This window comes from Nocardiopsis terrae (assembly GCF_014651695.1).
Lineage (GTDB): Bacteria > Actinomycetota > Actinomycetes > Streptosporangiales > Streptosporangiaceae > Nocardiopsis > Nocardiopsis terrae.
The window spans coordinates 308,199-332,777 of the sequence record NZ_BMXJ01000001.1; the positions used below are offsets into that span (position 1 = coordinate 308,199).

A 24,579-nucleotide genomic window follows, 5' to 3' on the forward strand; every position below is an offset into this window, starting at 1 on the left:
ACCGCGCCGACCGCGGACGGGTCCGGCGGCGGGGCGATGAGTTTCGTCCCCTCGACGGGTCCGTTCCCGTGGAGGGAAGGAGTCCCCATGAGTGAACCGACACCCGTGACCGACGTCTGCCCGGACTTCAGCAGCACCGGAGCTCCCCCGGTCCCCTGGGGCCGGGCCCGCGCGGTCCTGACAGACGCGCCCCTGTACTGGGTGACGACAGTGCGCCCCGACGGCCGACCCCACGCAGTGCCCCTGCTGGGCGTGTGGGTGAACGGCTCCGTCTGCTTCTGCACCGGACGGGAGGAACGCAAGGCGCTCAACCTGGCGGCGAACCCGCACTGCGCCATGAGCACTGGGGACAACCGGCTGGAGGGCGGCCCGGACGTCATCGTCGAGGGAACCGGAGCCCCGGTGGACGATCCGGCCGGACTCGACCGGATCGCTGAGGCCTACGAACACAAGTACGGCACCGCCGTCACCGCCGAGGGCGGCACCTGGTACGGGCTCGGCGACTCCGTGCGCGAGAACGCGGTCCTGGTCGTCCGGGTCACCCCGGCGAAGGCCTTCGCCTTCGGCAAGGCGCCCGTGTTCAGCCAGACCCGCTACACGTTCCCCTGAGCGGTGGGAACCGTACCGGCACCACGTACGGCGGGAGGGGCTCCTCCCCTGGTGGGAAGAGCCCCTCCCGCCGTCGAACGGGTACCGCCGGGTGCTACTCGGGCCTGATCACCGGGATCATGCCGGTGACCGCCTCGGAGCTGGAGTCGACCGGGTCGGGCAGCAGCGGACGCATCCGCCGCTGGATCTCCCTGGTGATCCTCTCCTGCGGCTCGCGGGCGTCGAGCACCAGGTAGCGGTCGGGGTCCTCCTCGGCCAGCGCCCGGAAGCCCCTGCGGACCCTGTTGTGGAAGTCCACCGACTCGGACTCGATACGGTCGGCCGGTCCGCCCAGGCGGGACAGGCCGTCCTCGGGCCGCACGTCGAGCAGCACCGTCAGGTCCGGGACCAGGCCCTGGGTGGCCCACGAACTGATCGTGCGGATCTCGTCGACCGCGAGGGAGCGTCCGGCCCCCTGGTAGGCGAGCAGGGAGTCCACGTAGCGGTCACTGATCACCACGGCGCCGCGGCGCAGCGCCGGAAGGATCTCCTGCTCCACGTGGTCGGCCTTGTCCGCGGTGTACAGGAGTACCTCGGCGCGGTCGGTGATGTGCGAGTTCTCCCTGTCGAGCAGGATGCCGCGCAGGCGCATGCCGAGCTTGGTGGCGCCCGGCTGGCGGGTGCCCACCACCTCGAAGCCCTGGTCGCGCAGCCACACCGTCAGTTCGCGCACCTGGGTGGACTTGCCCGCGCCCTCACCGCCCTCGATCACGATGAAGGCCCCGGTGATCCGGGAGTCCTCCTCTTCCTCCTCGACGCCGGGGGTGACGCCGCGCAGGGCCGCGAAGAGTTCGGGGAGCAGGCCGGGACCGGCCTCCGGGTCCTCCCGGTTGGCCTGCGTGTAGGCGACGACGGCCGCGACCAGCGCGACCAGTCCGCCCGCCATCAGGACCAGGCCGCTGCCGTGCAGGTCGTAGGTGATCGGGCCGCCGAGCGGGATCTCGTGGTCACCGGCGAACCCGGCGGCCAGCGGGGCCAGGACGGCGCCCAGGAGCACGGCCAGCCGACCGGTGCCGTGCAGCAGGGCGAACGCGGCGTCGCGCTGGTCCTCCTCGACCTCCACACCGATCAGGGAGGTCCCGGTCACCCAGGCCAGGCCCGCGCCCAGGCCCAGCAGGAGGACCAGGACCGCGGAGAGCACCATGTCGGCGATCGCACCGGTGAAGAGCAGTGCCAGGGCGGCCAGGACGGCGGCCAGGCCGAGGAGTCGGCGGCGGCTGAACTGCTTGAGGATCCGCGGCCCGGAGACCAGGCCCAGACCCAGGCCCAGGAAGAGCGCGGCGACCAGGACGCCGAAGCCCGCATTGCCCGCGCCGAGGTCCTCCACGTGCGGTCGGCCCGCACCGAGGACGAGGCCGCCCGCGGCCGCGGTGGCCGCGAGGCCGGTGACCACGCCGCGCACGAGCGGTCCGCCGCCGACCGCGGTCCGCCCGGCGAGGACCGCGCTGAGGATGTTCGCGTCCCGGCCGGGGCTCAGCGAGTCCCTGGAGACCGTGTGCTTGGGCAGCGGCAGCCCGGCCACCACGATCGCCGCGACGAAGAAGGTGAGGGCGTTCAGGTAGAGGGAGACGTCGGCCTCGGGGTTGGCCATGGACGGCACCAACGCGCCCAGCAGGTTGCTGACCGAGGCGAGCACCGCGAACAGCAGGGCGGCGACCGGAGCGGCGCCGTAGGTGGCCAGCAGGGTCAGCCTGTTGGCCTGGCCGAGCATGCGCTTGGGCACGAGGCTGGGGATCGTGGCGTCACGGGCGGGCGTCCAGAAGAGGGCGGTGATCTCCGCGAGCAGGCTCGCGATCAGCAGCCACTGGAGCGCGAAACCGGAGGCCAGAAGTCCGACGACCGGGATGGAGGCGTAGAGGAGGCCCCGCAGGACATCACCGCCGACCATCGTCCACCGCCGGTCCAGGCGGTCCGCCACGGCCCCGGCGAGGGGGCTCAGCAGGACCGAGGGGGCGAGCTTGACGGCGACGACGCCGGTCACGGCGAGGTACTGGACGAGAGTGGAGCTCTCGGCGGTGAAGATGGCCGCGAGGGACACCAACGCCAACAGGCTCAGCCAGTCCCCCAGGCTGGAGAGGGAAAGCGAGATCCACAGCCTTCTGAAGGGTGTGATCGCGAGGACGTTCTGCGCCTCGGCCGGCGCTCCCAGGGGTGCAGATCTGCTCATAGCGCTCAAGATTATCGATGAGGGGGATAGGAACTGACAGGCGTCGGTCGCCCATCCAGGGAATCGGGGGATACGTCCAAGGGTCACACACGATTCTGTGTCCCCAGCCGTCACGCACAGACTAGTACGGAAGATCATCCCCGAACAGGGGGTGAGGTGGCGTATCCGCCGTGGTGCCCCGAAACACTCACCTGGGCGCCCCTGTGTGGGAACGCCCAGGTGGGAAAGAGGCTCCGCGGTCCGTGACCGCCCGGCCCGAACGGCAACGGCGGTCGAACGGTCACCGCGGCCGCCGGTCCCGGAGGGCTCAGTCGGACTTCTTCGCGTCCGTCCTCGGCTCTCCGGTCTTCTTGGCGGTGGTCCTGCGCGCCGTCGTCGCCTTCTTGGTGGCCGTGGTGGCCGTGGTGCTCTTCTTCGCCGCGGGCTTCTTCGCCGGCGCCTTCTTCTTGGCCGGCGCCTTCTTCTTGGCGGGGGCCTTGGCCCGGCGTTCGGCCAGCAGCTCGGCGGCGCGCTCGTCGGTGATCGACTCGACCTCGTCGCCCTTGCGCAGCGAGGCGTTGACGTCCCCGTCGGTGACGTAGGGGCCGAAGCGGCCGTCCTTGACGACCATCTTGGCGCCCGAGGCCGGGTCCTCCCCGAGCTCGCGCAGCGGCGGGGCGGCCGCACGGCGGCCACGCTGCTTGGGCTGGGCGAAGATCGCCTGCGCCTCCTCCAGGGTGACCGTGAACATCTGCTCCTCGGTCTCCAGGGAGCGGCTGTCGGTGCCCTTCTTCAGGTACGGGCCGAAGCGCCCGTTCTGGGCGGTGACGTCCTCACCGTCGAGCTGGCCCACCACGCGGGGCAGGGACAGCAGGCGCAGCGCGTCCTCCAGGGTGACCGTGTCCAGGTCCATGCTCTTCAGCAGCGAGCTGGTGCGCGGCTTGACCTTGGCCTTCTTCGACTTGCCCCTGGTTCCGCCCTCGGCCTCCTCCGGCTCCGGAATGACCTCGGTGACGTAGGGGCCGAAGCGCCCGGACTTGGCCACGATCGTGCGGCCGGTCTCCGGGTCGGCGCCGAGCTCCCGGTCGCCGCTGGGCTGGGCGAAGAGCTCCTCGGCCTTGGCCTCGGTCAACTCGTCCGGGGCCAGGTCCTCCGGCACGTTCACCCGGACGCCGTCGCGGTCCAGGTAGGGGCCGTAGCGCCCCACCCGCAGCACGATGTCGGTACCGGGCAGCGGCAGGGAGCTGACCTCCTTGGGGTCGATCTCGGAGAGGTGGTCGCCCACCAGCTCCTTGAGACCCGTCTCCTGGTTGCCGTCGGAGTCCTGGCCGCCGAAGTAGAACCGGCGCAGCCAGGGCAGGCTCTCGGCCTCGCCCCGGGCGATGTCGTCGAGGCTGTCCTCCAGGCGGGCGGTGAACTCGTAGTCCACCAGGTTGCCGAAGTGCCGCTCCAGCAACTGCACCACGGCGAAGGCCAGGAAGGACGGCACCAGCGCCGTGCCCTTCTTGAAGACGTAGCCGCGGTCGAGGATGGTGCCGATGATCGAGGCGTAGGTGGAGGGGCGACCGATCTCCCGCTCCTCCAGCTCCTTGACCAGTGTGGCCTCGGTGTAGCGCGCGGGCGGCCGGGTGCTGTGCCCCTCGGCCTCCAGGTTCTGCGCCTTGACCGGGTCCTCCTCCGCCATCGCGGGCAGGCGGCGTTCACGGTCGTCCAGGTCGGCGGCCGGGTCGTCGGACCCCTCCACGTAGGCCTTGAGGAAGCCGTGGAAGGTGATGACCTTGCCGCTGGCGCTGAACTCGGCGACCTCGCCGCCGGTGGAGGTGCCCTCGATACGCACGGTGACGGACTCGCCGACCGCGTCCTTCATCTGGGAGGCGACGGTGCGCTTCCAGATGAGCTCGTAGAGCCGGAACTCGGGGCCGGACAGCCCGGTCTCGGCGGGGGTGCGGAAGCTCTCGCCCGCGGGGCGGATCGCCTCGTGCGCCTCCTGCGCGTTCTTGACCTTCTTGGCGTACACGCGCGGCTTGTCCGGCAGGTAGTCGCCGCCGTACAGGCGCCGCACCTGGTTGCGGGCGGCGTTGACCGCGCTGTCCGACAGCGTGGTGCTGTCGGTACGCATGTAGGTGATGTGACCGTTCTCGTACAGCCGCTGGGCGACCTGCATGGTCTGCTTCGCGGACAGGTTGAGCTTGCGGGACGCCTCCTGCTGGAGGGTGGTGGTGCGGAAGGGCGCGTAGGGCGAGCGGCGGTAGGGCTTGCGCTCCACCGACCTGACCGCGAACCCGGCCCCGGCCAGGCGCTCGGCCAGGCCCCGGGCCGCCGCCTCGTCCAGGTGGCGTACGTCCCGGTCGGCGCGGATGGTGCCCTGGGAGCTGAAGTCGCGTCCGGCCGCGATCCGCTTGCCGTCCACGGACACCAGGGTGGCGGGGAAGGTGGCGGGACCGTCGGAGGCACCGGCCTCGGTGGCGTCGAACACCGCCTTGAGGTCCCAGTACTCGGCGGAGGTGAACGCCATACGCTCGCGTTCGCGCTCGACCACCAGTCGGGTGGCCACGGACTGCACACGGCCCGCCGAGAGCTTCGGCATGACCTTCTTCCACAGCACGGGGGAGACCTCGTAGCCGTAGAGGCGGTCGAGGATGCGCCGCGTCTCCTGGGCGCTGACCAGACGGGTGTTCAGGTCGCGCGTGTTGTTCGCGGCGTGCTGGATGGCGTCCTTGGTGATCTCGTTGAAGACCATCCGGCGGACGGGGATCCTGGGTTTGAGTTCCTCGCGCAGGTGCCAGGCGATGGCTTCGCCCTCGCGGTCCTCATCTGTGGCCAACAGGAGTTCGTCGGCGTCCGCCATGAGCTCCTTGAGCTTCTTGACGTGTGCCTTCTTGTCGGTGTTGACGACGTAGAGCGGTTCGAAGTCACCGTCCACGTCGACACCGAGCCGCGCCCAGGGCTGCCCCTTGTACTTGGCGGGAATCTCGGCGGCCTTGGTGGGCAGGTCACGGATGTGGCCGATGCTGGACTCCACGACGTAGCCGCGACCCAGATAACCGGCGATGGTCTTCGCCTTGGCAGGCGACTCGACGATGACGAGGGCGGTACCCGCCCCCTGGCTTCCGCTGTCCTTCGAGCCGTTCTTGCCGGCGCTGCCCTTCTTGGGTGGCACGCTGTTTCCCCTACGTCTAGCCTTACGTGTTCTGTCGGCCTCGGTCCTTCGACTCCCGTGGGAACCGACAGTAACCGAACTACAGGCACTCCCCCGTCGGTGAGCGGGTCCGTTCCCCCGTTCGGGGAGGACCCTTCGCGGGATCCGGACCGCCGTCCACCGGCACCCGCAGAATAAGCGCTACCCCGACCGGTACCGGCCCGTAACGTGCGCTCCCGGCCGTGGCGACGCTCTCCTTCGGGCCGTTACCGACTCTGACGAGCACCTCTAACACCTTGTCATGGTGACTTGCCTCACACTTAAGGGCTCAGGGTGTCTCTGCCTCCAGAATGCGGCGAGTCCTCCCGGATATTCCCGGGAGGACTCGGCTCACGTCCTGAGCTCGGCCGTCACCTCCACCCTCCCGCAGTCCACCGCGTTCCATAACGGAACGGGAGCGCGGAGGCGACCCACCGGTCTCGGCTTCGGACGCACACGGCACCTCGGTGCCGGTCGCGGGGACACCGTCCCGGCCACCGCGTCCGCCTCACCCGGGAGTCCGGTTTCCCGCAGTCCACCGCGTTCCATAACGGAACGGGAGACCGCACTCCCCTGGTCCGGCGGGCGTCCGTGAACGGGCGCGCCCCACTCAGGTCCTCTCGGACCCGTGCTGGCCCCTACAGACCGACGCCAGCGGCGCCCAGCAGGTCACCGACGGGGTCGACGGAAGGCATCTCGGCGGCCTCGGGCAGTTCGTCGGCACGCTCCGGAGCGTGCTCCTCCACCGACTGGGCCGCGGTCTCGCTCAGGTCGTAGCCGACCGGCAGCATCTCGGAGACGGGAACCTCGGGCAGCTCGCCGACCACCGGCGCGCCGTCCAGGGCGGAGCTCTGCGCCTCGGTCCCGGCGCTCTGGTGGACGACCTTGGAGTCGCTACCGGTGGAGGAGGCGCCCGCCACACCCGCGACGGCGCCGACCGCGTTGCCCGCGACGTTCACCGGGACGTCGGCGTCGCCCACGAGCTGGTTGCCGCCGACCAGCGAACCGTTGCCGGAGGTCGCGATGTCGTGCTCGGCCTCCTTGACCACGGCGTCGCTGTCGGTGGCGGCCGCACCCGCGACGCCGCCCACGGCGCCGACGGCGTTGCCGGCCACGTTCACGGGCACGTCCAGGTCCAGGACGGCCTGGTTCCCGCCGAGCGCGGAGCCGTTGCCGGAGGTCGCGATGGACTGGTGCTCACGGACCGGGGCGGACTGGCGCAGGACGCCCGCGTCCACACCGGAGGTGTCGGGCAGGAGCGAGGCGTTCTCGACCGCCTCGGTGACCACGTCGGTCGCGGTGAGCTGACCGGACTGGTGCTGGACGGGGGCGCTCTGGTGCTCACGGACGATCGCGTCGGCGTCGGTGGCGGCCGCACCCGCGACGCCGCCGACGGCGCCGATCGCGTTGCCGGAGACGTTCACGGGCACGTCCAGGTCGCCCACGAGCTGGTTGCCGCCGATGAGCGAGCCGTTGCCGGAGGTCGCGACCTCGGGGTCGTCGTGCTTGTGGCCGTGCCCGTCGCGCAGGACCTTGGAGTCGCTGCCGGTGGAGGAGGCGCCCGCGACGCCGCCCACTGCGCCGATCGCGTTGCCCGTGACGTTCACCGGGACGTCGCCGTCGACGACCAGCTGGTTGCCGCCCAGGACCGAGCCGTTGCCCGAGGTGTGCACCTCGTCGTGGTGGTGGTCGATCACCTTGGCGTCGGAGCCGGTGCTGGAGGCACCCGCCATCCCGGCCACGGCGCCGACGGCGTTGCCGGTGACGTTGACGGGGACGTCCGCGTTGAGGACCGCCTGGTTGCCACCCAGCACGGAGCCGTTGCCGCTGGTGGCCGCGTCGGTGTCGGCGAAGGCGACGCCGCTGCCCAGGGCGACGAAGCCGGCCGCCATGAGCACGGACTTCGCGGAGGTGCTAGCCCACTTACGCATGTGGGAAGTCCTTTCGAAAAACGAGTTGATGAGAAGGTGTCGTGCACGGGCCACAGGCCGTTCCACACCCCTGGGTGGGGCGCGGGCCTTCGGCCGGGGCCGGGGATCATCCGGTCGGCTCCGCACCTGGTCGGTGCGTGGTCTGCCGGTCTGTTGGGTGTGGTCTCGTCACGTCTGCGCTGGCTGCGTACGGACGACCGCGCCCCGTCGATCAGCTCCGCTCTGGTTGAGCGGCGGCTGACGTGAACCCCGAGCACGTGGCCTCGGCCGGTGCTGCGGGACTCGCGTCAACCCCCGGGCCGCACGGCCCGGGCGGCTGATCAGGCCCGGGTCCTGCGGCGCTTGCCGAAGAGCAGGAGCCCGGCGCCGGCGGCGACCGCGAGGACGGCGGCGGCGACCAGCCCGACGAGGGCGCTCTGGTCGGCACCGGTGACCGCGAGGCGGCTCTCGTCGGCGGGCGGGGCGGACGGGGATGCGGACTCGGAGGGCTGCTCGGAGCTCTCCTCGTCCGTCTGCTCCTCGCGGTCCTCCTCTTCCCCCTCCGGGGCCTCCTCCTCGGGGCTCTCCTCCGGAGCCTCCTCCTCGGGGGACTCCTCGGGGGCCTCCTCCTCCGGCTCCTCTTCCTCCTCCTCGTCCTCTTCGGGCTCGTAGTCGTCGTAGCCCGGGTAGGGGTCGGAGGGGGCGTCGGTCACCTTGGCGTCGCCGCCGGTGCAGTCGGCGCCGGCCAAACCGAGTACCGCGACGGAGTTCCCGCAGGCGTTGACCGGGGCGTCGAGGTCGAGCTCGACCTGGTTGCCTCCGCCGATCGATCCGTTACCGCTGGTCGTGGTGTCGGCGTGGGCGATGCCGTGGGTGGTGGCGAGGAGACCTGCGGCCACGAGGGTGGCGACTCGGAGATGGGTTGACTGGGTCATCGGCTGTCCTTTGGTCGACGAGGAGGTCTACTGGCTACTCGTGGGACCGCGGACGGATTCCCGGCATGGGAGCCAAGGGAAGGAGAGCACGCCCACCGAGAAGAGGTGAGGCGGCTGTGCGCAGGGCGCACGGACCGGCCGCGGTCTGGAGCGCGACTAGTCGGGGGAGAAGGAGGGGTCGTCCGCGGCGTCGCGGACAACCAGGGTGGGGTCGCCGGGCAGGGCGACCCGCTGGGCCCGGAGCACCATGTGACCGGCGCGGGCCATCAGGAAACCGGCTGCGCCGGGTGTCGGGAAGGACGGGGCGGAGGCACCCGTGGTGTCCGGCCCGACCTGGTGGTGGGAGCCACCGCCGATGAGGCGGATGCGCTCGGCCGAGTCGTCCTCGGAGTCCGCGCGGTCCTCGCTCTGGGCGGCCTCGTTGGCCACCCGCCAGGAGGTCTCGGCGACGTGGGCGGCGACATCGCCGTCGACGCGCACCACACGACCGTCCCGGTCGCCGCTGTCCTGCTCGTCCTGTTCCCGGTCGCCGCGCTCGCCCTCGTCCGCCTCGGCGTCGGAACGCTTGTCGGCGGATGCGGCCGCGGGCGCCTCCGTGGAGCCCAGGATCGGCAGGCCCAGGGGCCCGTCGGAGTCGGTCGCGGACTCGATCCCGTCCCGGCCGACCGTTTCGGTCAGGCCCTCGGTGACGCCGTCGACCAGTGTGGTCTCACGCAGGGACTCGTCCGTGGACTCGACCACGCCCTGTCCGGTGCGGGCGACCCCGGTGACGAGGCCGGTGGCCTCGCGCGCCGTGTGGTCGACGGTCTGGCCGGTGTCGTGGACCACCTCGTTGGCGACCGCGCCGACCGTGCTCTCCTCAACGGTGGAGGCAGCTCGGGACGTGGTCTCGGAGATCCGGGCCTGACGGAGTTCGTCGGCGGCCTGACCGGCGCGTTCGGTGATCTCACCGACGCCCAGGACGTCGCCCCCGAGTCCGCTGGGCTCGGGGGAGGTCTCGCTGTGCGCGACACCCACTCCCCCGGCCAGCCAGGCCACGGCGACGATGCCGGACAGGAGCAGCAACCGGGCGTAGAGGCCACGGGCATCACGAGCAGCGCGGCTGGAGGAAACCAACCACCCTCGGCTCGCGAGCACCATGGATGCCCCTTCGTTTCGCTACTGCTGGACGGTCCCGTGCGGCGGCGCCGCTGACGGTCGTACGACGGAGCCCCGAAAACAGGAACACCGTCGAACCCAAAGCAACCGTAGCATCACGTTGGGTTATTAGGCGTCGAAAAACAAACCGCGCTGAGAAACTCTCAGCGCGGTTCGTCCGGTTTTGCAGGACTTGGCCCGGAAGATTCAGCCCGGGTTTCGGTCAGCCGAGTCGGTCAGCTCATGCCGACGAAACGGTCCAACACACGGACCCCGAACTGGAGCCCGTCCACCGGAACGCGCTCGTCGACACCGTGGAACATGCCGGCGAAGTCCAGCTCCGGCGGCAGCTTCAGCGGGGCGAAGCCGTAGTTGCGCACACCCAGACGGGAGAAGCTCTTGGCGTCCGTACCGCCCGACAGGCAGTAGGGGACGGCCTTGGCCCCCGGGTCCTCGGCCAGCAGGGACTCCGACATCGCGTTGACCAGACCGCCGTCGAAGCCGGTCTCCACCGCGGGCAGGTGGTGGATGAACTCGCGGCTGACCTTCGGGCCGAGCAGCTCGTCGATCCTGGCGAAGTACTCCTCCTCGGTCCCGGGCAGGAAGCGCCCGTCGACCTGGGCGGTGGCCTCCCCCGGGATGACGTTGGCCTTGTAGCCGCCGCCGAGCACCGTCGGGTTGAGGGTGTTGCGCAGCGTGGCACCGATCATCTTGGCGATCGGACCCAACCTGGCCACCGTGGCGTCCACGTCCCTCTCCTCGAAGGGGATCCGGAACTCCTCGCAGATCTCCTCCAGGAAGGTCCGCACGGTCGGGGTGAGCTGCACGGGGAACTCGTGTCGGCCCAACCTCGCGACCGCCTCGGCCAGCTCGGTGACAGCGTTGTCCCGGTTGGTCATCGAACCGTGCCCGGCGGTACCGCGCGCGGTGAGCTTCATCCACGCGATGCCTTTCTCCGCGGTCTCCACCAGGTAGAGGCGCCGGTTCTCGCTGACCGTGAAGGAGAAACCGCCGACCTCACTGATCGCGGAGTCGCAGTCGGCGAACAGTTCGGGGTGCTCGTCCACCAGGTACTGGGCGCCCCAGGTGCCGCCCGCCTCCTCGTCGGCGAGGAAGGCCAGCACGATGTCCCTCGGCGGCCTGCGCCCCTCGCGCAACCGCTGGCGCAGCATCGCCAGGACCATCGCGTTCATGTTCTTCATGTCGACCGCGCCGCGGCCCCACACACAGCCGTCGGCGACCTCACCGGCGAAGGGGTGGTGCGTCCAGTCCTCGGGCGCGGCCGGGACCACGTCGAGGTGGCCGTGGATCAGCAGCGGCGGCCGCGAGGAGTCCTCACCGGTGATCCGTGCCACCACGTTGCTGCGTCCGGGGTGCTTCTCGTAGATCCGCGACTCCACCCCGACCTCGTCGAGCCTGCCCGCGACGTACTCCGCGGCCTTGCGCTCCCCCGGCCCGGAATGGTCGCCGTAGTTGGAGGTGTCGATCTCGATGAGCTCCCGGCACAGGTCGGCGACCTCCGCCTCACCCGCGCTCGGACCCCTGTCTGGTTCCACCATCTGGCTCTCCCGTCTCCGGCCGCACCTTTCGACCTAGACACTGCCACGACCACCCCCCACCGGAAAACTGGTTCAGGCGCCCCCAGACCTTTGCTATGGTTAAACCTGTTCGGCGCAACAGAAGCCGAACGACCCGGTCCGGGTGGCGGAATAGGTAGACGCGCTAGCTTGAGGTGCTAGTGGCCGTTAAGGCTGTGGGGGTTCAAGTCCCCCCTCGGACACAGGATGAAGGCCCCGCAGCGCGGGGCCTTTCTTCGTTCCCGGAGGCCGACGCGGAGGCCGTCCCCGCGGCCCGGGACAGCGACACCTTCCGGCACTGGGAGGTGGCCGGGACCTCCCGCTCGGCCTGGGCAGGCCGGATGCCCCGCGTGGACCAGGAGGAGCGCGACCTGGGCGGACAACCGAGTACTCCTGCGCGAAACGGCCTCCGGGGCGGGGCCGATCGAGTGGACCGGACTCGGACGCGTCGTGCGCGACGAGGACGGGTACGCGCTCGGGGCATCCGGCTCTCCGAGTTGGAGGCGCCCCCGTGCACCGAACACCGGCGCGAACGCCTCGCCGGAGACGGACCCGACCCATCCCGGGCCCGGCCGTTCCCGAACGGATCAGGCCAACGGGGCGGCCAGTTCGCGCAGGGCCCCGGTGCCGATGGGCTCCCGTCCGGTCAGGGCCAGTTCGACGGTGCCCTGGTCCCCGAAGCGTTCACGGATCTGTTCGAGCACGTCGGGGTCGGCGTCCGCCGGGACCTGGTTGACCACCACGGCCCCCAGGCGGAAACCCGTGCCCGCGAGCTCGCCGGCGGCGCGGTCGGTCTCGGCGAGGACCATCCGGCGGGGTACCAGGACCAGCCTGACCTCGGCTTCCTCCCGCAGGCGCCGCGCGGCCCGGTCCAGTTTGCGGCGCCTGGCGTGCAACCTCTCCAGCAGGGGGTCGTCCCCGTCCTCCTGGGAGCCGCCCACCACACCGACGGCGAAGCGGTCGGCGTCGACGGCGCGTTCGCGCTGGCGGACCAGCCCCTGGACCCAGGGGGCCAGGAGTTCGGGCAGGTGCAGCAGGCGCAGCAGGTGGCCGGTGGGCGCGCTGTCCACCACCAGGCGGTCCCACGTGCCGGGGACCTCCTCCATCGCGTCCATGAGCAGGTCGGCCAGCGCGGACTCGGCCATCCCCGGCCCGGCGGCCGCGTGTTCGAGGTGCCGGGAGACGGCGGGCAGGATCTCGCTGGGAAGGGCCGCACCGGCGTCGTCGCTGATCTGCCGGACCCGGCGGCGCAGGGCCGCCTCCGCGTCGGGCTCCCGGGCCCAGAGGTTCTCGACGACCCGGACCGGCCGGTCCCCGAGGGGGACGTCGAGTGCGTCACCGAGGGAGTGTGCGGGGTCGGTGGACACCAGCAGGGTGCGCAGGCCCTCGTCGGCCAGGCGCAGTGCGTACGCGGCGGCCATGGTGGTCTTGCCGACACCGCCCTTGCCGCCGAAGAAAACGATGGGCGGCGGCCCGCTCGGGCCCCGGGGCGGCTCCTGGCGCCGTCTGCCGAACCTCAACAGCACACACCCGGCCCGCCGAAATCGTCACTCCCCATGCGCTGATGCCATTCGTGCAGGTCAGCAACCATGTAGGGGATGAGGTCGAGGGTCTCGTAGGAGACCGGCCCCTCCACGCCCAGGGTCTCCAGGAGCAGCAGGGCCCGCAGGGTGTCCTCCTGGGTGCGCGCCTCCCGGCGCAGTTCCTGACGCCATCGCGAGGCGAAGACCTCCTCGTGGAGGGCCTCCACCCGTTTCCAGGCCTCCCGTGCGCGGGAGAGCACGCCCTGCGGATCCACGGTCCTGCTCCTCCTTCGGGTTCGGGGTGTCGGCAGCCGCCCGCCCCGCGGGTGGCGGGTTCCGAGCGCCGCCATGATCCCGTTTCCGCGCTCGTCACCCGGCGGGATCGCGGTCGAGGAGGATGGGTTAGGGTCAGCAGAAATTAACATGCGGCATTCCTCACACATAAGGCCCGGCCTTGACTGACCTCATCACGGTTTGGCAGCGGTCAACCGTCGCCGAACTCAGTTGGACCACCACCTCCGGCCCTTCGGGGATCCCCGTGGTCCCGCTGGTGTGGCGCGGCAGACCGTGTGCCGCCCTGCCCTACTCCATGGCCGAGACCGCCCTCTCCCTGCGTGGCCGACGCGTCGCCTTCAGCGTGAGCGCCGAGGACGCGGGGGGCCGGACCGCGGTGGTCGGCACCGGGCCCGTGGAGGTGTTCGAGGACGTCGAGGGAACCGAGTTCGTCGAGCACATGGTGGAACAGGAGGCGGTCAAGCACCCGCCCACCCGACTGCGCGCGGACAGCCTCATGGCCCGCCGGGAGAACTGGTGGTGGGTGTCCCGCCTGCTCGTGTCCCTGGCCTCGGTCGAGGAGCAGCACGAACCGCATCCGAGGACGCGCGCCGGTGACGCCCTGCTGGTGCGCGACCGGGCGGGCTCACCGGAGGTCGGGGTGGTCACGGCCGAGGACTGGTCGGACCGCCCGGCACGGAGCGTCGGACTGTGGTCACGGGAGGGCGGTCTGCTGGAGGGTGCGCAGGAGCCGGTCTTCGTGTTCTCCCACCAGTACAGTCCCGACTTCGAGCGGTGGGAGCGGTGGTCCCGGTCGGGTCGGCTCGACGGGGAGACCCTGGTCGTGGACGGAGTCGAGGGCGCCCCGACCGGAACGGACCCCTCCGGTCCACTACAGCCGTACCGGCTGCTCGAACGCCTCTCGAACCACCGCTCCCTGGCCCGGGCCTGCCGGTCGGGTATCACCGCGGCGGAGTCCCGCCTGGCCCCCTGACCCCCGGGACCAGGGGGAACGGGCGGATAGAATGCCCCGGTACCGCCGGACGGGAAGAAACGGGCATGGGGAATCTGAACAGCGAGCTCTTCGCGGCGATCGACAGCGTCGCCGACGGGGCCGAGGAACACGAGCTGGCCGCGTCCGTCCGGGAACTCATGCGTCAGTACCGGAACAGGGTCGACCCCCGGGACCAGGTTCTCGCCTCGGACACCGACGTCGTCGCCTACGCCGCCTACCGGCTCCCCGCCACCTTCTCGGCCGCGCGGTCCGCCTTCGAGTCGGCTGCGGCCTCGATGCCCGGGTTCGCCCCGGGCACCCACCTCGACGTCGGCGGGGGTATGGGGGCGGCCGTGTGGGCCGCTTCCTCGGCCTGGCCGTCCCTGCGCTCCACCACCGTCCTGGAGCAGTCGGCCCCGGCGATCAGGCTCGGCAGACGGATCGCCCTCAGGTCCACGGCCCCCGCGGTCAGTGGTTCGGAGTGGGAACGCTTCCGGCTCACCGGCGCCGTACCCGACGGCCCCCGCGTGGACCTGGCCACCATGTCCTACGTGCTCAACGAGCTGCCCCCGCAGGTCCAGGAGGACGTGGTGCGCTCCCTGGCCCGGCGCGCGGGGACCGTCGTCCTGGTCGAACCCGGCACCCCGGAGGGCTACGAACGCATCATCGCCGCCCGGGCGGTGCTCACCTCGGAGGGCAAGTCCGTCGCCGCGCCCTGCCCGCACGGGCACGCCTGCCCCATCACCCCGGGCGAGGACTGGTGCCACTTCTCCGAGCGGCTCAACCGCTCCGGGATCCAGCGCAGGCTCAAGTTCGGCACCCTGGGCTTCGAGGACGAGAAGTACTCCTTCGTGGCCGCCACGTCCGAACCCGTCGAACGCCCGGACGGCCGCGTCCTGCGCCACCCCCACAAACGCAAGGGCCTGGTCTCGCTGAACCTGTGCACCGACGCCCCGGGGATCGAGGAACGGCTCGTGTCCAAGCGCCAGGGCCGGACCTACCGCGCGGCCCGCAAGGCCGAGTGGGGCGACGGCTGGCCGCCGCCGGAGGAAGCCGGGCACTGACCGGCCCCGGAGGGACGTTTGCTCAGAGCCAGAGTGCCGGATCACTGCCCCAGCGGGTGGCGGGGGCGGCCCAGTCCCCGGGGCCGCCCTCGTAGCGCACCGGTGGAAGGGCGTAACGCAGCGGACCGTAGGGGGACGCGGCCCCGGTCAGCCAGGCCCCGGCGTCGTAGCCGCCCTCCGCGGCCGGTTCCGGGTCGATACCGTTCAGCAGCCACCCGGCGGTACCCGCCAGGGAGAACCGCAGCCGCCGCCCGCGGCCGTCCGCCTGGCGTTCGGTGAGCGCGCGCAGGACCCCGGCGGCCAGCAGGTAGCCGGTGCCGTGGTCCAGGGCCTGGGCGGGCAGGGCGCCGGGGCGGCCGTCGGGTCCCGCCTCGATCGCGGCGATCCCGCTCGCCGCCTGCACGAGGCTGTCGAACCCCCGCCGCTCCGCCCAGGGGCCCGTCCAGCCCCAGGCGCACAGCTGGGCGACGACCAGCCCGGGGCGGCGGGCGATCAGTTCCTCCGCCACCAGCCCGTGGCGGTCCAGCGCACCCGGCCGGTAACCGGTCACCACCGCGTCGGCGGTGTCCAGCAGAGCCTCGAAGGTGCTCCGGCCCTCGTCCGTGGCCAGGTCCAGCAGGGTGGAGCGTTTGCCCGTCCCGGTGTCGGTGTGGCTGTCGGGGTCCTCCGGCAGGCCCGGGGCGTCCACGCGCAGCACGTCCGCACCCAACAGGGCCAGTGTCCGGGTGGCCACCGGCCCGGCGATGACCCGGGTCAGGTCCAGCACCCGGACCCCGGCCGCGGGCAGTGCCGCCGGGGGCAACCGGCGGTCCCCGACCCCGCCCAACGTCTCGAACCCGGCCAGCGGGAGCCCCGCCGCAGTGAATTCCCCCGCCCCACCGGGGCCCCCTCCCGGACCGGGCACGGGGGCCATGGCGACCGCCAGACCGCCCTGCGCGTAGACCGTCTCCTGGATCTGGTGCGCGGTCCGGGACAGGAGTTCCTCGGCGAGCCCGTCGGGGCCCGTCCCCGTACCGAGTCCCAGGGCGGACAGCAGCCGGGCCCGGTGGTGGGGGTAGTTCGCGTGGGTGCGCACCCAGCCGTCGGCGGCCCGCCAGAACCCGGACAGCGGTGCGAAGGAGGTCGGCTTGCGGCCGTCGACCAGAAGGTGGCGTTCGCTGACGAAGGCGGTGGCCACCGCGCCCTCGTCGACCGGCACGCCGGGGACCGGCCCGCCGTTGCGCACGGCCAGCAGTTCGGCCGCGGCCAGCGAACACGCCCCGACGGTGGCGCGGGCCAGCTCACGCACCGGCAGCGCGGCCGGGAGCACCTCCCCCGCGCCCCGGTAGGAGACCCGTTCCACCAGGTCCGCCGCTCCACCGATCGCCTGCCATGCCCGGGTGGTCGCCCTGTCCGGCCCGCTGCCGCGTTCGTTCGCCATGGCGCCATTGTGCACACCCGCCCCTCGGCCCGGGTTGTCCGGGACCGGCCAACCCGGCGCCCTGCGACAGTCGCCAACACCCGGGCCCCGAGACGCGGAGGCACATATCATCACCAAGCGCAGGAGTCCCCCGACACGCCCCCGAAGGAGTCCGTCTGCCGGCTGTCCGCCTGCCCGAACACCTGGAGCCGCTACTCACCGACGAACCCGTGCTGGACGTGTACGGGTACGGGCCGTGTCGGGTGCCCGGCCAGGTCACCGAAGAGCTGACCGAGCTCCTCGACGGGGTGTTCCACACCTCGGCCACGCCCTTCACCGGGCGTCACCTCCCCTCCCCCGTCTTCCCGCGCGGCGCCACCGCGCCCCGCGTCAGTGGTGGGTCTGGTCCGCAGTGGCCGTCAGCACGGCACTCCTGCCCGGTCTGAAAGTAAGCGAAGCGGCAGGCGAGGGATCCATCCAGACCGCCGGATGCCTGGCCTGGAACTTCTGGTCTGCTGGTCTCCTCACATCCAGTCCTTCAGAACCTCCGGCCGATCACACGGACTCCCGTACCTCCGGACACGGGGACCGCCGCTCACTGTCGGCGGGCGCTGCGATACTCCCCGCATGCCGCTTCCCCTCCCCGCTGACCCCGCCACGTCCACCCTGTACCTGGACTGGGTCCGAGCCAACGCCCCCGAGTGCGAACCCCGGGCCCTCGACCTCCTCGACTTCCTCGATGAGCGGATGCGCTGGTCAGGCCTCAAGCCCGAGTACCTCCAAGGGGCCATGGTGGGTCGTCTCAGGGACGCCGGTCTAGCCGTGGAGCACGAGCCCTGGCTCAGCGACACGGTCGCGCACCGGCTACTCCGTTTCGGGGGCAAACATGCGACCGCTGCCTACCTGCGGGCACGGGAGCTGGAGTCCGAGCACGGACTCGCTCGCGACCCCCACCACACCGTGGAGAACGCCCTCCTGTTTGCCCGGCTCGGGCTGCTGCCCACCTCGGAGGTCAGCGCCCACCGGCACCGGCTGGCCGAACACCGCAGCGCGGAGGAGGCGCACCGGGAGTTCGTCCGCTTCCTGGATGCCTGGGCCACTGGCGGCGGGGTGGCAGCGGCCCAGGTCTCGTACCCCCACACCCGGGCCTCGGTAGGCGTCGCACCACCGGCCAACCTGGCGGCCCAGATCCGCGCCTCGGTGAAGACCCTGGGCCTGGGCAAGGAGGCGAGCGCCGAGGAGACCTCTCGCACCCTCGGTCGCTACCTGGCCGCCGCACGGGGCAACCCTGTCCCGGACGGACTGCTGAAGCAGGCGGCGGAGGTCTTCGCCAAGGCCCCACCCGCCCCGGAGGACCGGGGAGGGATCGCCGCCCTCTTCCCCACCTCCGTCACCGACGGCGCCGCCTGGCTGCGCCTGCTGGAGAGCGCCGGCATCGCTGACGCCATGGCCGACGGCCGGGTCCGCCCCGACGGTGGCTACAGCGCCTGGCTCTCCCGGTTCCACCACATGTACACCCACATGTGGACGCGCGGATGCGTGGGCACACAGAGCCTTCCCGACGAACTGTTCGCCCTGCTCCCCCGTCTCGCCCCGAGGCTGCGCGCGGAGAACCTCCCGGTCCGCCTGTTCGAGGGCAGGTACCGGCACAACCGTGTGGACAGCCGTCTGCTCATCGCCTGCGACGACCACCGCATCCCGGTGGACGCCCCCGAGGAGGAGACCAGGCGGATCAGGAGGTCCGTCCAACAGGCACGGAACCCCCGGCGTTCCCCCTCCCCCGAAGTGGTCCAGGAGGTGGAGCAGTGGATCGAGGATCTGCGCTCCGTACCCCTGGGCGAGGCCGAACACGTGCTGGCCGAACTCGACCTACGTCTCACCCACCTCGTGATGGGCGGCATGGACGGACTCCAGGAATCCCTGGACGGCCTCGACCTGGCCGAGCCGTTGGCACGAACCCTCCAGTTCGGCATCCCCGCTGAGCACACCTGGCCCGCCTTCGAGGAGGCCGTCGAGGAGGTCGGGGGGCGCCCGGGCGGAATCCTCGGCATGACCTCCACCTGGCCGGTGCTCACGGTCTACGGCCGGGGCGCCGCCGTCGCCGTGGACCATCAGGGGCGGCGCGGTTCCTGCGCGTTCTCCCTCCCGGAGGAGGCCGCCGCCCACGTCGTGCACTACGTGGGCGGCGACTTCCTGGTCACCTGGCTCCACTCCGAGGACGTCGGCAGCCAGTGGCCGAGACAGCCGAGGGCCTTCTGGTGTTCGGCCCCCGACGACACGTTCGAACTGGACAGCGACCCCGGCCTGTTCGACTACGGTTCGGCGCATCGCTACGACCTCGGCCTGGTCCTGGAGAGCCCGGACAGGGGGCGATACGACAAGGAGCGCGTCCTGCGCCCCGGAGACCGGACCGGCGTCACCTACGGACGCGACCACGCCACCGACGGCACCCGGGTGTGGACCGACGGGGGCCGGTGGGAGGCCGGGGCCACCGAACTGGACCCGGCGACCGGTGCCGCGCTCGCGCGTTCCAGCCCCGGGTTCCTCACCCCGGACCCGCGCTTGGACTACGGGGACCTGCTGAGCACCCGCCTGCACCTGGTCCGTCTGCCCGAAGGTGTGTCGGACTCACCCCTGGGCGCCGGGGACGGGCTCGCGGGCGCCCGCGTCGTGTGGATCGGCCCCGGCGCGGAGGGCGACCGCTACGCCGAGCGGGCACTGGAGGGGACGGACGGTCGGCGGGCCGCTTTCCAGGAACACCGGGACCTCACCTACTGGGGTGTCCTGCGCATGCCCGACAACCCCGCCGAAGGGCTGCTCGCCTACCGCTGGCAGGCGGGGCACACCGTGATCCAGTGCCGGGACACCACCGACGACACCCTGCTCTGGGAGACCTGGGCCTACCCGAAGGGCGGGTTGAAGAACCTCGACCTCGTGGGACGGCGCCCACTCACACCACCCCCCGCCTACTGGCACTTCCTGGCCCCGCGCGCCCCGGAGTCCACCCGGGCGCTCCGGGAACTGGACACCGGCACCGCGCGGCAGCTCGTCGAGATCGCGCTCACGACCTCCGTTCCCCGGGACCCCGCGCCTGCGGTGGCCCTGCCCGAGATCGCCGAACAGGTGTCCCGGGCCCGCGCGGCGGCCGTCCGCGAGGCGCTGCCCGTCCTGCTGCCCGGGGTCACCGAACCGGCCGTCGCCGACGGCGTGGTGTGGGCGGTGCTGTGGACCGTCGAACTGCGGCTCAAGGTGGCGGGAATGTCCGACCGCACCGCACGTATCCGCTCCGGAACGCCGCCCCGGCCAGCAGGGGAGGCCCCGGACCAGGACCTGGCCGCGGCGGTGTCCGGTCTGGTCCCCAAGAAGGCGTTCAAGCTCGGCTTCCCCACCCTCCCCGGCATGATCTCCTCCATCGCCGCCGACGGCGCCCGGCTGAGCGGTCGGGCCAGCGAAGAGGACCGGCGGCTGAGCCCGCCCGGTACCCCGGCGGCGTCCTGGACCCACTTCTTCGGGGTGCCGGACGCGGCCATGTGGCGACTGGCGACCGGGGCGTTGACCGGCAGGAAGGCGGACGCCCTGATCGCGCTGCTGCGCACATGGGCCGGCCAGCCCTTCGCCGAACAGGGCACGGGCTGGGTACTCGGAACGGCCAGCGGTACCGCGCTGGCCCCGCTGCTGGCTCAGGGAGAGGCCGTGATCACCGAGCCGCCCTTGGACGGACAGCGCTACGCACACACGAACGGGAAGGCGCCCGCACCGCACTGGTCGGATCGCTACCTTCCGCAGCGGCGATACTCCTACGTGCGCTGGGAGAGCGCTCCGACGCCCGAGGGCGCTGAGGAGAGCGAGCCCCTCCGTATCGAACGCGACGAGGTCGGACGGCTGCGCCGCTTCCTGGACCTGCTTGACCGGAACGGCCCCGTCAGCGCCGAGCCCGAGGCGGTCAAGGTCTTCCGCAAGCACACCGGGGTGATGAAGCCGGTGGCCGAGTTCGTCCTGTCCGGTCAGGCGGGCTGGCCGAGATCGGTCCCGCCCACGAGCAAGGGAGCCCAGACCGAATACCGCAAGACCGGGGCCACGCTGTCCGAGGCCGACACGACCCGGTTCCTGGGTGCAGCCGTGCCCGACGACCCCGCCGAACTGTGGAAACCCGGTGGCACGGTCGCGGCCGCCGAACGCATGGCCCTGATGTGGGTGGAACTCCTCGGGGTCCGTCCTTCGAAGTCCGATCCCGCAGCGATCCTGGCAGACCTGCCGGCCCTGCTCCAGAAGGAGATGGACTTGGGCCCGGAGTGGGCCGCGCAGCTCACCGAACCGGCGGTGGCGACGACGGCGGCCATCGAAGGGAGCACCGATTGGTCCCGTTCCCTCACCCTGTCCAAGGCGTTCGGGCCGCTCGTCCACGAGCCGGGCAACAGCGAACGGCTCCATGACTTCCCCGAGGACGAGGGGACCCGACCCTACCTGCGTACGGCCTCACTGTTGGCCTGGGCGCTGACCGAACTCCCGGTGGGCCACCCCGCCCAGGCCCGAGTCGCAGGGCTGCACGAACGGATGACCGAGCGGCTGCGCTCCCCCGATGTGTACGTGCCCGTGGTTCCGCATCTTCAGGACGGACAGCTCGACGGGTGGTCGGAGCGGGTCGGAGCCGCCGAGGTCCGGGTCGGAGCCGAGGGCCAGCTCGAACCCGGAACCGGCCACTCCCTCCACGGCGACGCTATCCTCGCCCTCCCCCGAAGCGGGGTCTACCGGTTCCCCAACGCCCTGATGCTGACCTCAGGGCTGTTCGAGGAGGAGGGTTTCCAACGCTGCACACGCGCGCTGGACGAGTTCGACATGTACGAGCTCGCCCTGACGGTCCTCCAGGCCAGGGTGGTCTGCGGCGGCGGTCTCGCCCGCATGGTCGAACGGGCCGCCGACGCCCCGGTGCCCGTGGGCGGGTTCGAGGTCGACCCCAGGCTGAGCGCCCCTGAACTGGTGGCGGAGGTGTCCGGGAAGTTCGGTGTGGACGCGGCCGCGTCCGCCCTCTACCTGCAGCTGCTCACCCTGGCCCACCCCACCGACCGCCGGGTACGCCGGTGGAACGGCTGGTCGGCGGGCCAGCACCAGAAGGCCGCCGTGCAACTGCTGGAGAACGGGCTGGTCACGAAGGGGAAGCGAACCAAGGCCGGGCGCACGCTCTTCCTGCCCGGGGGTTGGACCGAACTCAAGGCGCCGTTCCCGTCCATGGAGACGGTCAAGCTCGGCACCCACCTGCTCGCCGTGGACTACCTGGGGCGGGTCCGGGGTACCTTCAGCCGTCCGCTGCCGGTCGCTCCCCCGCACGAGATGTTCTCCGCGGCTTGGCAGTCACACAGCACCGGCTGATCCCGGCAGCTCGGCAGAGCAGCCTCGAAGCCCAGCGCGAGGGTTCTGCGCTGGGCTTCGGTACTGGTGAGGGAGGTCTGGGCGGGCGGGCCGGGCCCGGTCCCTCGGTCACCGGAGAGCGCCTCGGCTGCGGTGCGGCATAGGGTCGGGCCATGGACGGCCACGCGGACACCGTGGTCCTCAGACCGGGGATCGACGGCATCGCCGAGGTGTTCCACACCCATCTGCGCCAACACGCCTACCCGATGCACACGCACCGGTCCTGGACCCTGCTCATCATCGACTCCGGGACCGTCCGCTACGACCTGGGGCGGCACGAGCACGGGGCGCTCGACCGGACCGTCACCCTGCTGCCACCGCACGTCCCGCACAACGGCACCCCCACCACCGCGCAGGGGCTGCGCAAACGGGTCCTGTACCTGGAGCCCGAACAGATCGACACGGACCTGGTCGGCCGGGCCGTGGACCACCCGATGTTCGACGACTCCCTGTTGCGTCACCGCATCCACCAGCTGCACGGTGCCCTGTTCCAGCCGGGGGAAGGGCTGGAGGCGGAGAGCCGGCTCGAACTCGTCTCCGAGCGCCTCCGCCAACACCTGCGCGGCACGCTGGGCCCGCCCCCGGCCGCCGCCGACGACCCCGGCCTCGCCGAACGGTTGCGGGACCTGCTGGACAGCCGAACCGTCGAGGGAGTCTCCCTGACCGAGGCGTCCGGGCTGCTGTTCACCCACCCCGCCTACCTGACCCGGGTGTTCACCCGCCGGTTCGGCATGCCCCCGCACCAGTACCTCGTGGGACGGCGGGTGGACCTCGCGCGGCGGCTGATCCTCGAAGGGCAGGCTCCCGCGCACGCGGCGGCGGACGCCGGGTTCCACGACCAGGCGCACCTGAACAGGCACTTCAAAAGGATTCTCGGCCTCCCACCCGGGCGGTACGCTCGCGCCCTCAGCCGTGCATCCGGGCGCCCTTGAGGATCTTGTCGACCCCGTTCCTCGGCCCGTACACCGCCAACCCCACAAGGTCGAGCGAGTCCCGCCCGACCGCCCGGACGGCGGCCCGGTTGTCCCGGTCGTTGCCGGTGGCGAAGAGGTCGGAGGTGAACACGGCGAGGTCGACGTCCCGGGACAGGGCCCGGGTGTGCGCCTTGGTCAGGGTCTCCTTGGTGCCCTCGAAAACCAGGACGGGCTGACGGAACATCGGCAGGTAGGCGGTGCCGTCGGCGTCCTCGTAGGGTTCGCCGACCAGCTCCGGGACACGGGCCCCGAACCCACTGACCAGGAAGGCCGTCACGTTGAGCCGCTGCCATACCTCAAGGTCCGTACGGAGCAGGACGGCGATCTTGGTGTCGAAGCGCTTGTTGCCGGGGGGCACGGGTGCGTCTGTGGTTTCCATGCCCCGCATCCTCTCCGGGCTGCGGTCCAGCGGTCTTGTACGTTCCTCACCCGCCTCGACCCCGCCGGGCCCGTGAAGTGCGCCACATGACCGAATCCGGCCAGTCCCGCTCCGCGGGACGCTGTCCACCCCGGCGCGCGTGTGACCTCCTGCGATGTCGGGTTTCGTGCCGCAAGTCCCTTCTGGCGGGTGATGCCGAGCCGGGCAGGACACGACAGAACCCGACAGAATCAGAACCACGACTACGCACAGCGCGACTCACACAACACGAAGCCATCCAGCTCGTTGAACGGAGTGGAGGGACAGGCCCGTGAAGTTCGAATTCACCCCGGAGGAGGAGTGGGACCCACTCCCCGAACCAGACCCTGCCCCAGAGAGCGTTTCCGAGGCCCGGCCCCCCGCGCTCCGGATCGCCATGGCCTCCGCATGGCTGCACACCCGGGCCCGTTTCGACTCCGACCGGCTGCACGCCTCGTTGAACCGCATGCTGTACACGGTCGAGGCCTCCCGTCCCCAGCCCGGCCCGTCCTTCGCCGACACCGGCCCGGAGCTGGGCGTGGACGTCTTCCGCCCCGAGGTCTTCGGAGGCAGCCGTGGGTAGCTGGGATGTGAACCCCCAACAGGTGGGCGCGGTGCTCACCGAGACCGCCGGGCACATCGGCGAGGAGGGCGGGACCGAAGGCCTGCTGGGCCACATGAACCAGCTGGAGACCCGGGTCACGGCGCTGAACAACCACATCAACAGCGCCCCGATCGGGATCGCGCTGGGCGAGTTCGCCGAGCACTACTTCGGCATGGTCGGCGACATGCTCTCGCTGACCGCCTCGGCGGTGCAGGGCACCAGCGAGGCCACCACCTTCTATGTGGAGGGCGACCGGGAGATGGCCTCCGAGGCCCAGGGAACCGCGGGGACGATCCCCGATCCGCCCCCGCCGCCGACACCGCCCCCCGGCGTCAGCCTGACCTGACCCCCACCGGCCCAGGCGGGCTCTGCCTTGCCTGACCTGACCCCGTACGCGCCCCTCTGCCTTCGGCT

At 71.6% G+C, this 24,579-nt stretch carries 17 protein-coding genes and 1 tRNA gene; 8 read left to right on the forward strand and 10 right to left on the reverse strand.

Annotation, left to right across the window (positions count from 1 at the left end; translation table 11 throughout):
• Nucleotides 1-87: 87 nt before the first annotated feature.
• Nucleotides 88-609 (forward strand): pyridoxamine 5'-phosphate oxidase family protein, encoded by a 522-nt coding sequence (locus IE195_RS01470; RefSeq protein ID WP_191267064.1) that lies wholly within the window; start codon nt 88-90, stop codon nt 607-609.
• Between the two features lie 94 nt (nt 610-703).
• Here IE195_RS01470 and tmk read toward each other — a convergent pair whose 3' ends face one another.
• The 6 genes from tmk to IE195_RS01500 form a co-directional block, all read right to left on the reverse strand.
• The gene (tmk, locus tag IE195_RS01475; protein WP_191267066.1) at nt 704-2,815 is read right to left on the reverse strand and encodes a dTMP kinase; all 2,112 of its coding nucleotides are present in this window, start codon (nt 2,813-2,815) and stop codon (nt 704-706) included.
• 307 nt (nt 2,816-3,122) lie between these two features.
• A complete protein-coding gene (gene topA / locus IE195_RS01480) occupies nt 3,123-5,954 on the reverse strand; it encodes a type I DNA topoisomerase (protein WP_191267068.1) in 2,832 nt (943 codons plus the stop codon).
• A gap of 656 nt (nt 5,955-6,610) precedes the next feature.
• A complete protein-coding gene (locus IE195_RS01485) occupies nt 6,611-7,903 on the reverse strand; it encodes a hypothetical protein (RefSeq protein WP_191267070.1) in 1,293 nt (430 codons plus the stop codon).
• 320 nt (nt 7,904-8,223) lie between these two features.
• The gene (locus IE195_RS01490) at nt 8,224-8,817 is read right to left on the reverse strand and encodes a chaplin family protein (RefSeq protein WP_191267072.1); all 594 of its coding nucleotides are present in this window, start codon (nt 8,815-8,817) and stop codon (nt 8,224-8,226) included.
• A 156-nt stretch (nt 8,818-8,973) separates the two neighbouring features.
• Nucleotides 8,974-9,957, reverse strand: a complete 984-nt coding sequence (locus IE195_RS01495) for a hypothetical protein (RefSeq protein ID WP_191267074.1) — start codon at nt 9,955-9,957, stop codon at nt 8,974-8,976.
• 233 nt (nt 9,958-10,190) lie between these two features.
• The gene (locus IE195_RS01500) at nt 10,191-11,513 is read right to left on the reverse strand and encodes a M20/M25/M40 family metallo-hydrolase (protein WP_191267077.1); all 1,323 of its coding nucleotides are present in this window, start codon (nt 11,511-11,513) and stop codon (nt 10,191-10,193) included.
• Between the two features lie 136 nt (nt 11,514-11,649).
• On the opposite strand from IE195_RS01500, the gene IE195_RS01505 reads away from it, so the two are divergent.
• Nucleotides 11,650-11,734: transfer RNA gene (locus IE195_RS01505), tRNA-Leu, on the forward strand.
• Between the two features lie 384 nt (nt 11,735-12,118).
• On the opposite strand, the gene IE195_RS01510 is transcribed toward IE195_RS01505, so the two are convergent.
• Both IE195_RS01510 and IE195_RS01515 read right to left on the reverse strand, forming a co-directional pair.
• Nucleotides 12,119-13,057, reverse strand: a complete 939-nt coding sequence (locus IE195_RS01510) for an ArsA family ATPase (protein WP_191267081.1) — start codon at nt 13,055-13,057, stop codon at nt 12,119-12,121.
• Complete coding sequence (locus tag IE195_RS01515; protein WP_191267086.1) at nt 13,048-13,329, reverse strand: cory-CC-star protein; 282 nt, start codon at nt 13,327-13,329, stop codon at nt 13,048-13,050. The genes IE195_RS01510 and IE195_RS01515 overlap by 10 nt, the downstream gene beginning before the upstream one ends.
• A 179-nt stretch (nt 13,330-13,508) precedes the next feature.
• Here IE195_RS01515 and IE195_RS01520 point away from each other — a divergent pair, with 179 nt between their 5' ends.
• Together IE195_RS01520 and IE195_RS01525 are read left to right on the forward strand one after the other, a co-directional pair.
• Nucleotides 13,509-14,321, forward strand: a complete 813-nt coding sequence (locus tag IE195_RS01520; RefSeq protein ID WP_191267091.1) for a hypothetical protein — start codon at nt 13,509-13,511, stop codon at nt 14,319-14,321.
• A gap of 65 nt (nt 14,322-14,386) precedes the next feature.
• Entirely contained in the window at nt 14,387-15,385 is a 999-nt protein-coding gene (locus IE195_RS01525; protein ID WP_191267094.1) for a small ribosomal subunit Rsm22 family protein, read from the forward strand.
• Between the two features lie 22 nt (nt 15,386-15,407).
• On the opposite strand, the gene IE195_RS01530 is transcribed toward IE195_RS01525, so the two are convergent.
• Nucleotides 15,408-16,805, reverse strand: a complete 1,398-nt coding sequence (locus IE195_RS01530; protein WP_191267104.1) for a CoA transferase — start codon at nt 16,803-16,805, stop codon at nt 15,408-15,410.
• A 606-nt stretch (nt 16,806-17,411) separates the two neighbouring features.
• Here IE195_RS01530 and IE195_RS01535 point away from each other — a divergent pair.
• Together IE195_RS01535 and IE195_RS01540 are read left to right on the forward strand one after the other, a co-directional pair.
• A complete protein-coding gene (locus IE195_RS01535) occupies nt 17,412-22,151 on the forward strand; it encodes a hypothetical protein (protein ID WP_191267110.1) in 4,740 nt (1,579 codons plus the stop codon).
• Between the two features lie 152 nt (nt 22,152-22,303).
• The gene (locus tag IE195_RS01540; RefSeq protein ID WP_191267113.1) at nt 22,304-23,122 is read left to right on the forward strand and encodes a helix-turn-helix domain-containing protein; all 819 of its coding nucleotides are present in this window, start codon (nt 22,304-22,306) and stop codon (nt 23,120-23,122) included.
• Here the strand turns inward: IE195_RS01540 and IE195_RS01545 are convergent.
• Nucleotides 23,097-23,543, reverse strand: a complete 447-nt coding sequence (locus IE195_RS01545) for a DUF2000 domain-containing protein (protein WP_225942557.1) — start codon at nt 23,541-23,543, stop codon at nt 23,097-23,099. The genes IE195_RS01540 and IE195_RS01545 overlap by 26 nt on opposite strands.
• Before the next feature lie 310 nt (nt 23,544-23,853).
• Here IE195_RS01545 and IE195_RS01550 point away from each other — a divergent pair, with 310 nt between their 5' ends.
• Together IE195_RS01550 and IE195_RS01555 are read left to right on the forward strand one after the other, a co-directional pair.
• Nucleotides 23,854-24,144 (forward strand): hypothetical protein, encoded by a 291-nt coding sequence (locus IE195_RS01550; RefSeq protein WP_191267120.1) that lies wholly within the window; start codon nt 23,854-23,856, stop codon nt 24,142-24,144.
• Nucleotides 24,137-24,511, forward strand: a complete 375-nt coding sequence (locus IE195_RS01555; RefSeq protein ID WP_191267123.1) for a DUF6507 family protein — start codon at nt 24,137-24,139, stop codon at nt 24,509-24,511. The genes IE195_RS01550 and IE195_RS01555 overlap by 8 nt, the downstream gene beginning before the upstream one ends.
• Nucleotides 24,512-24,579: the final 68 nt, after the last annotated feature.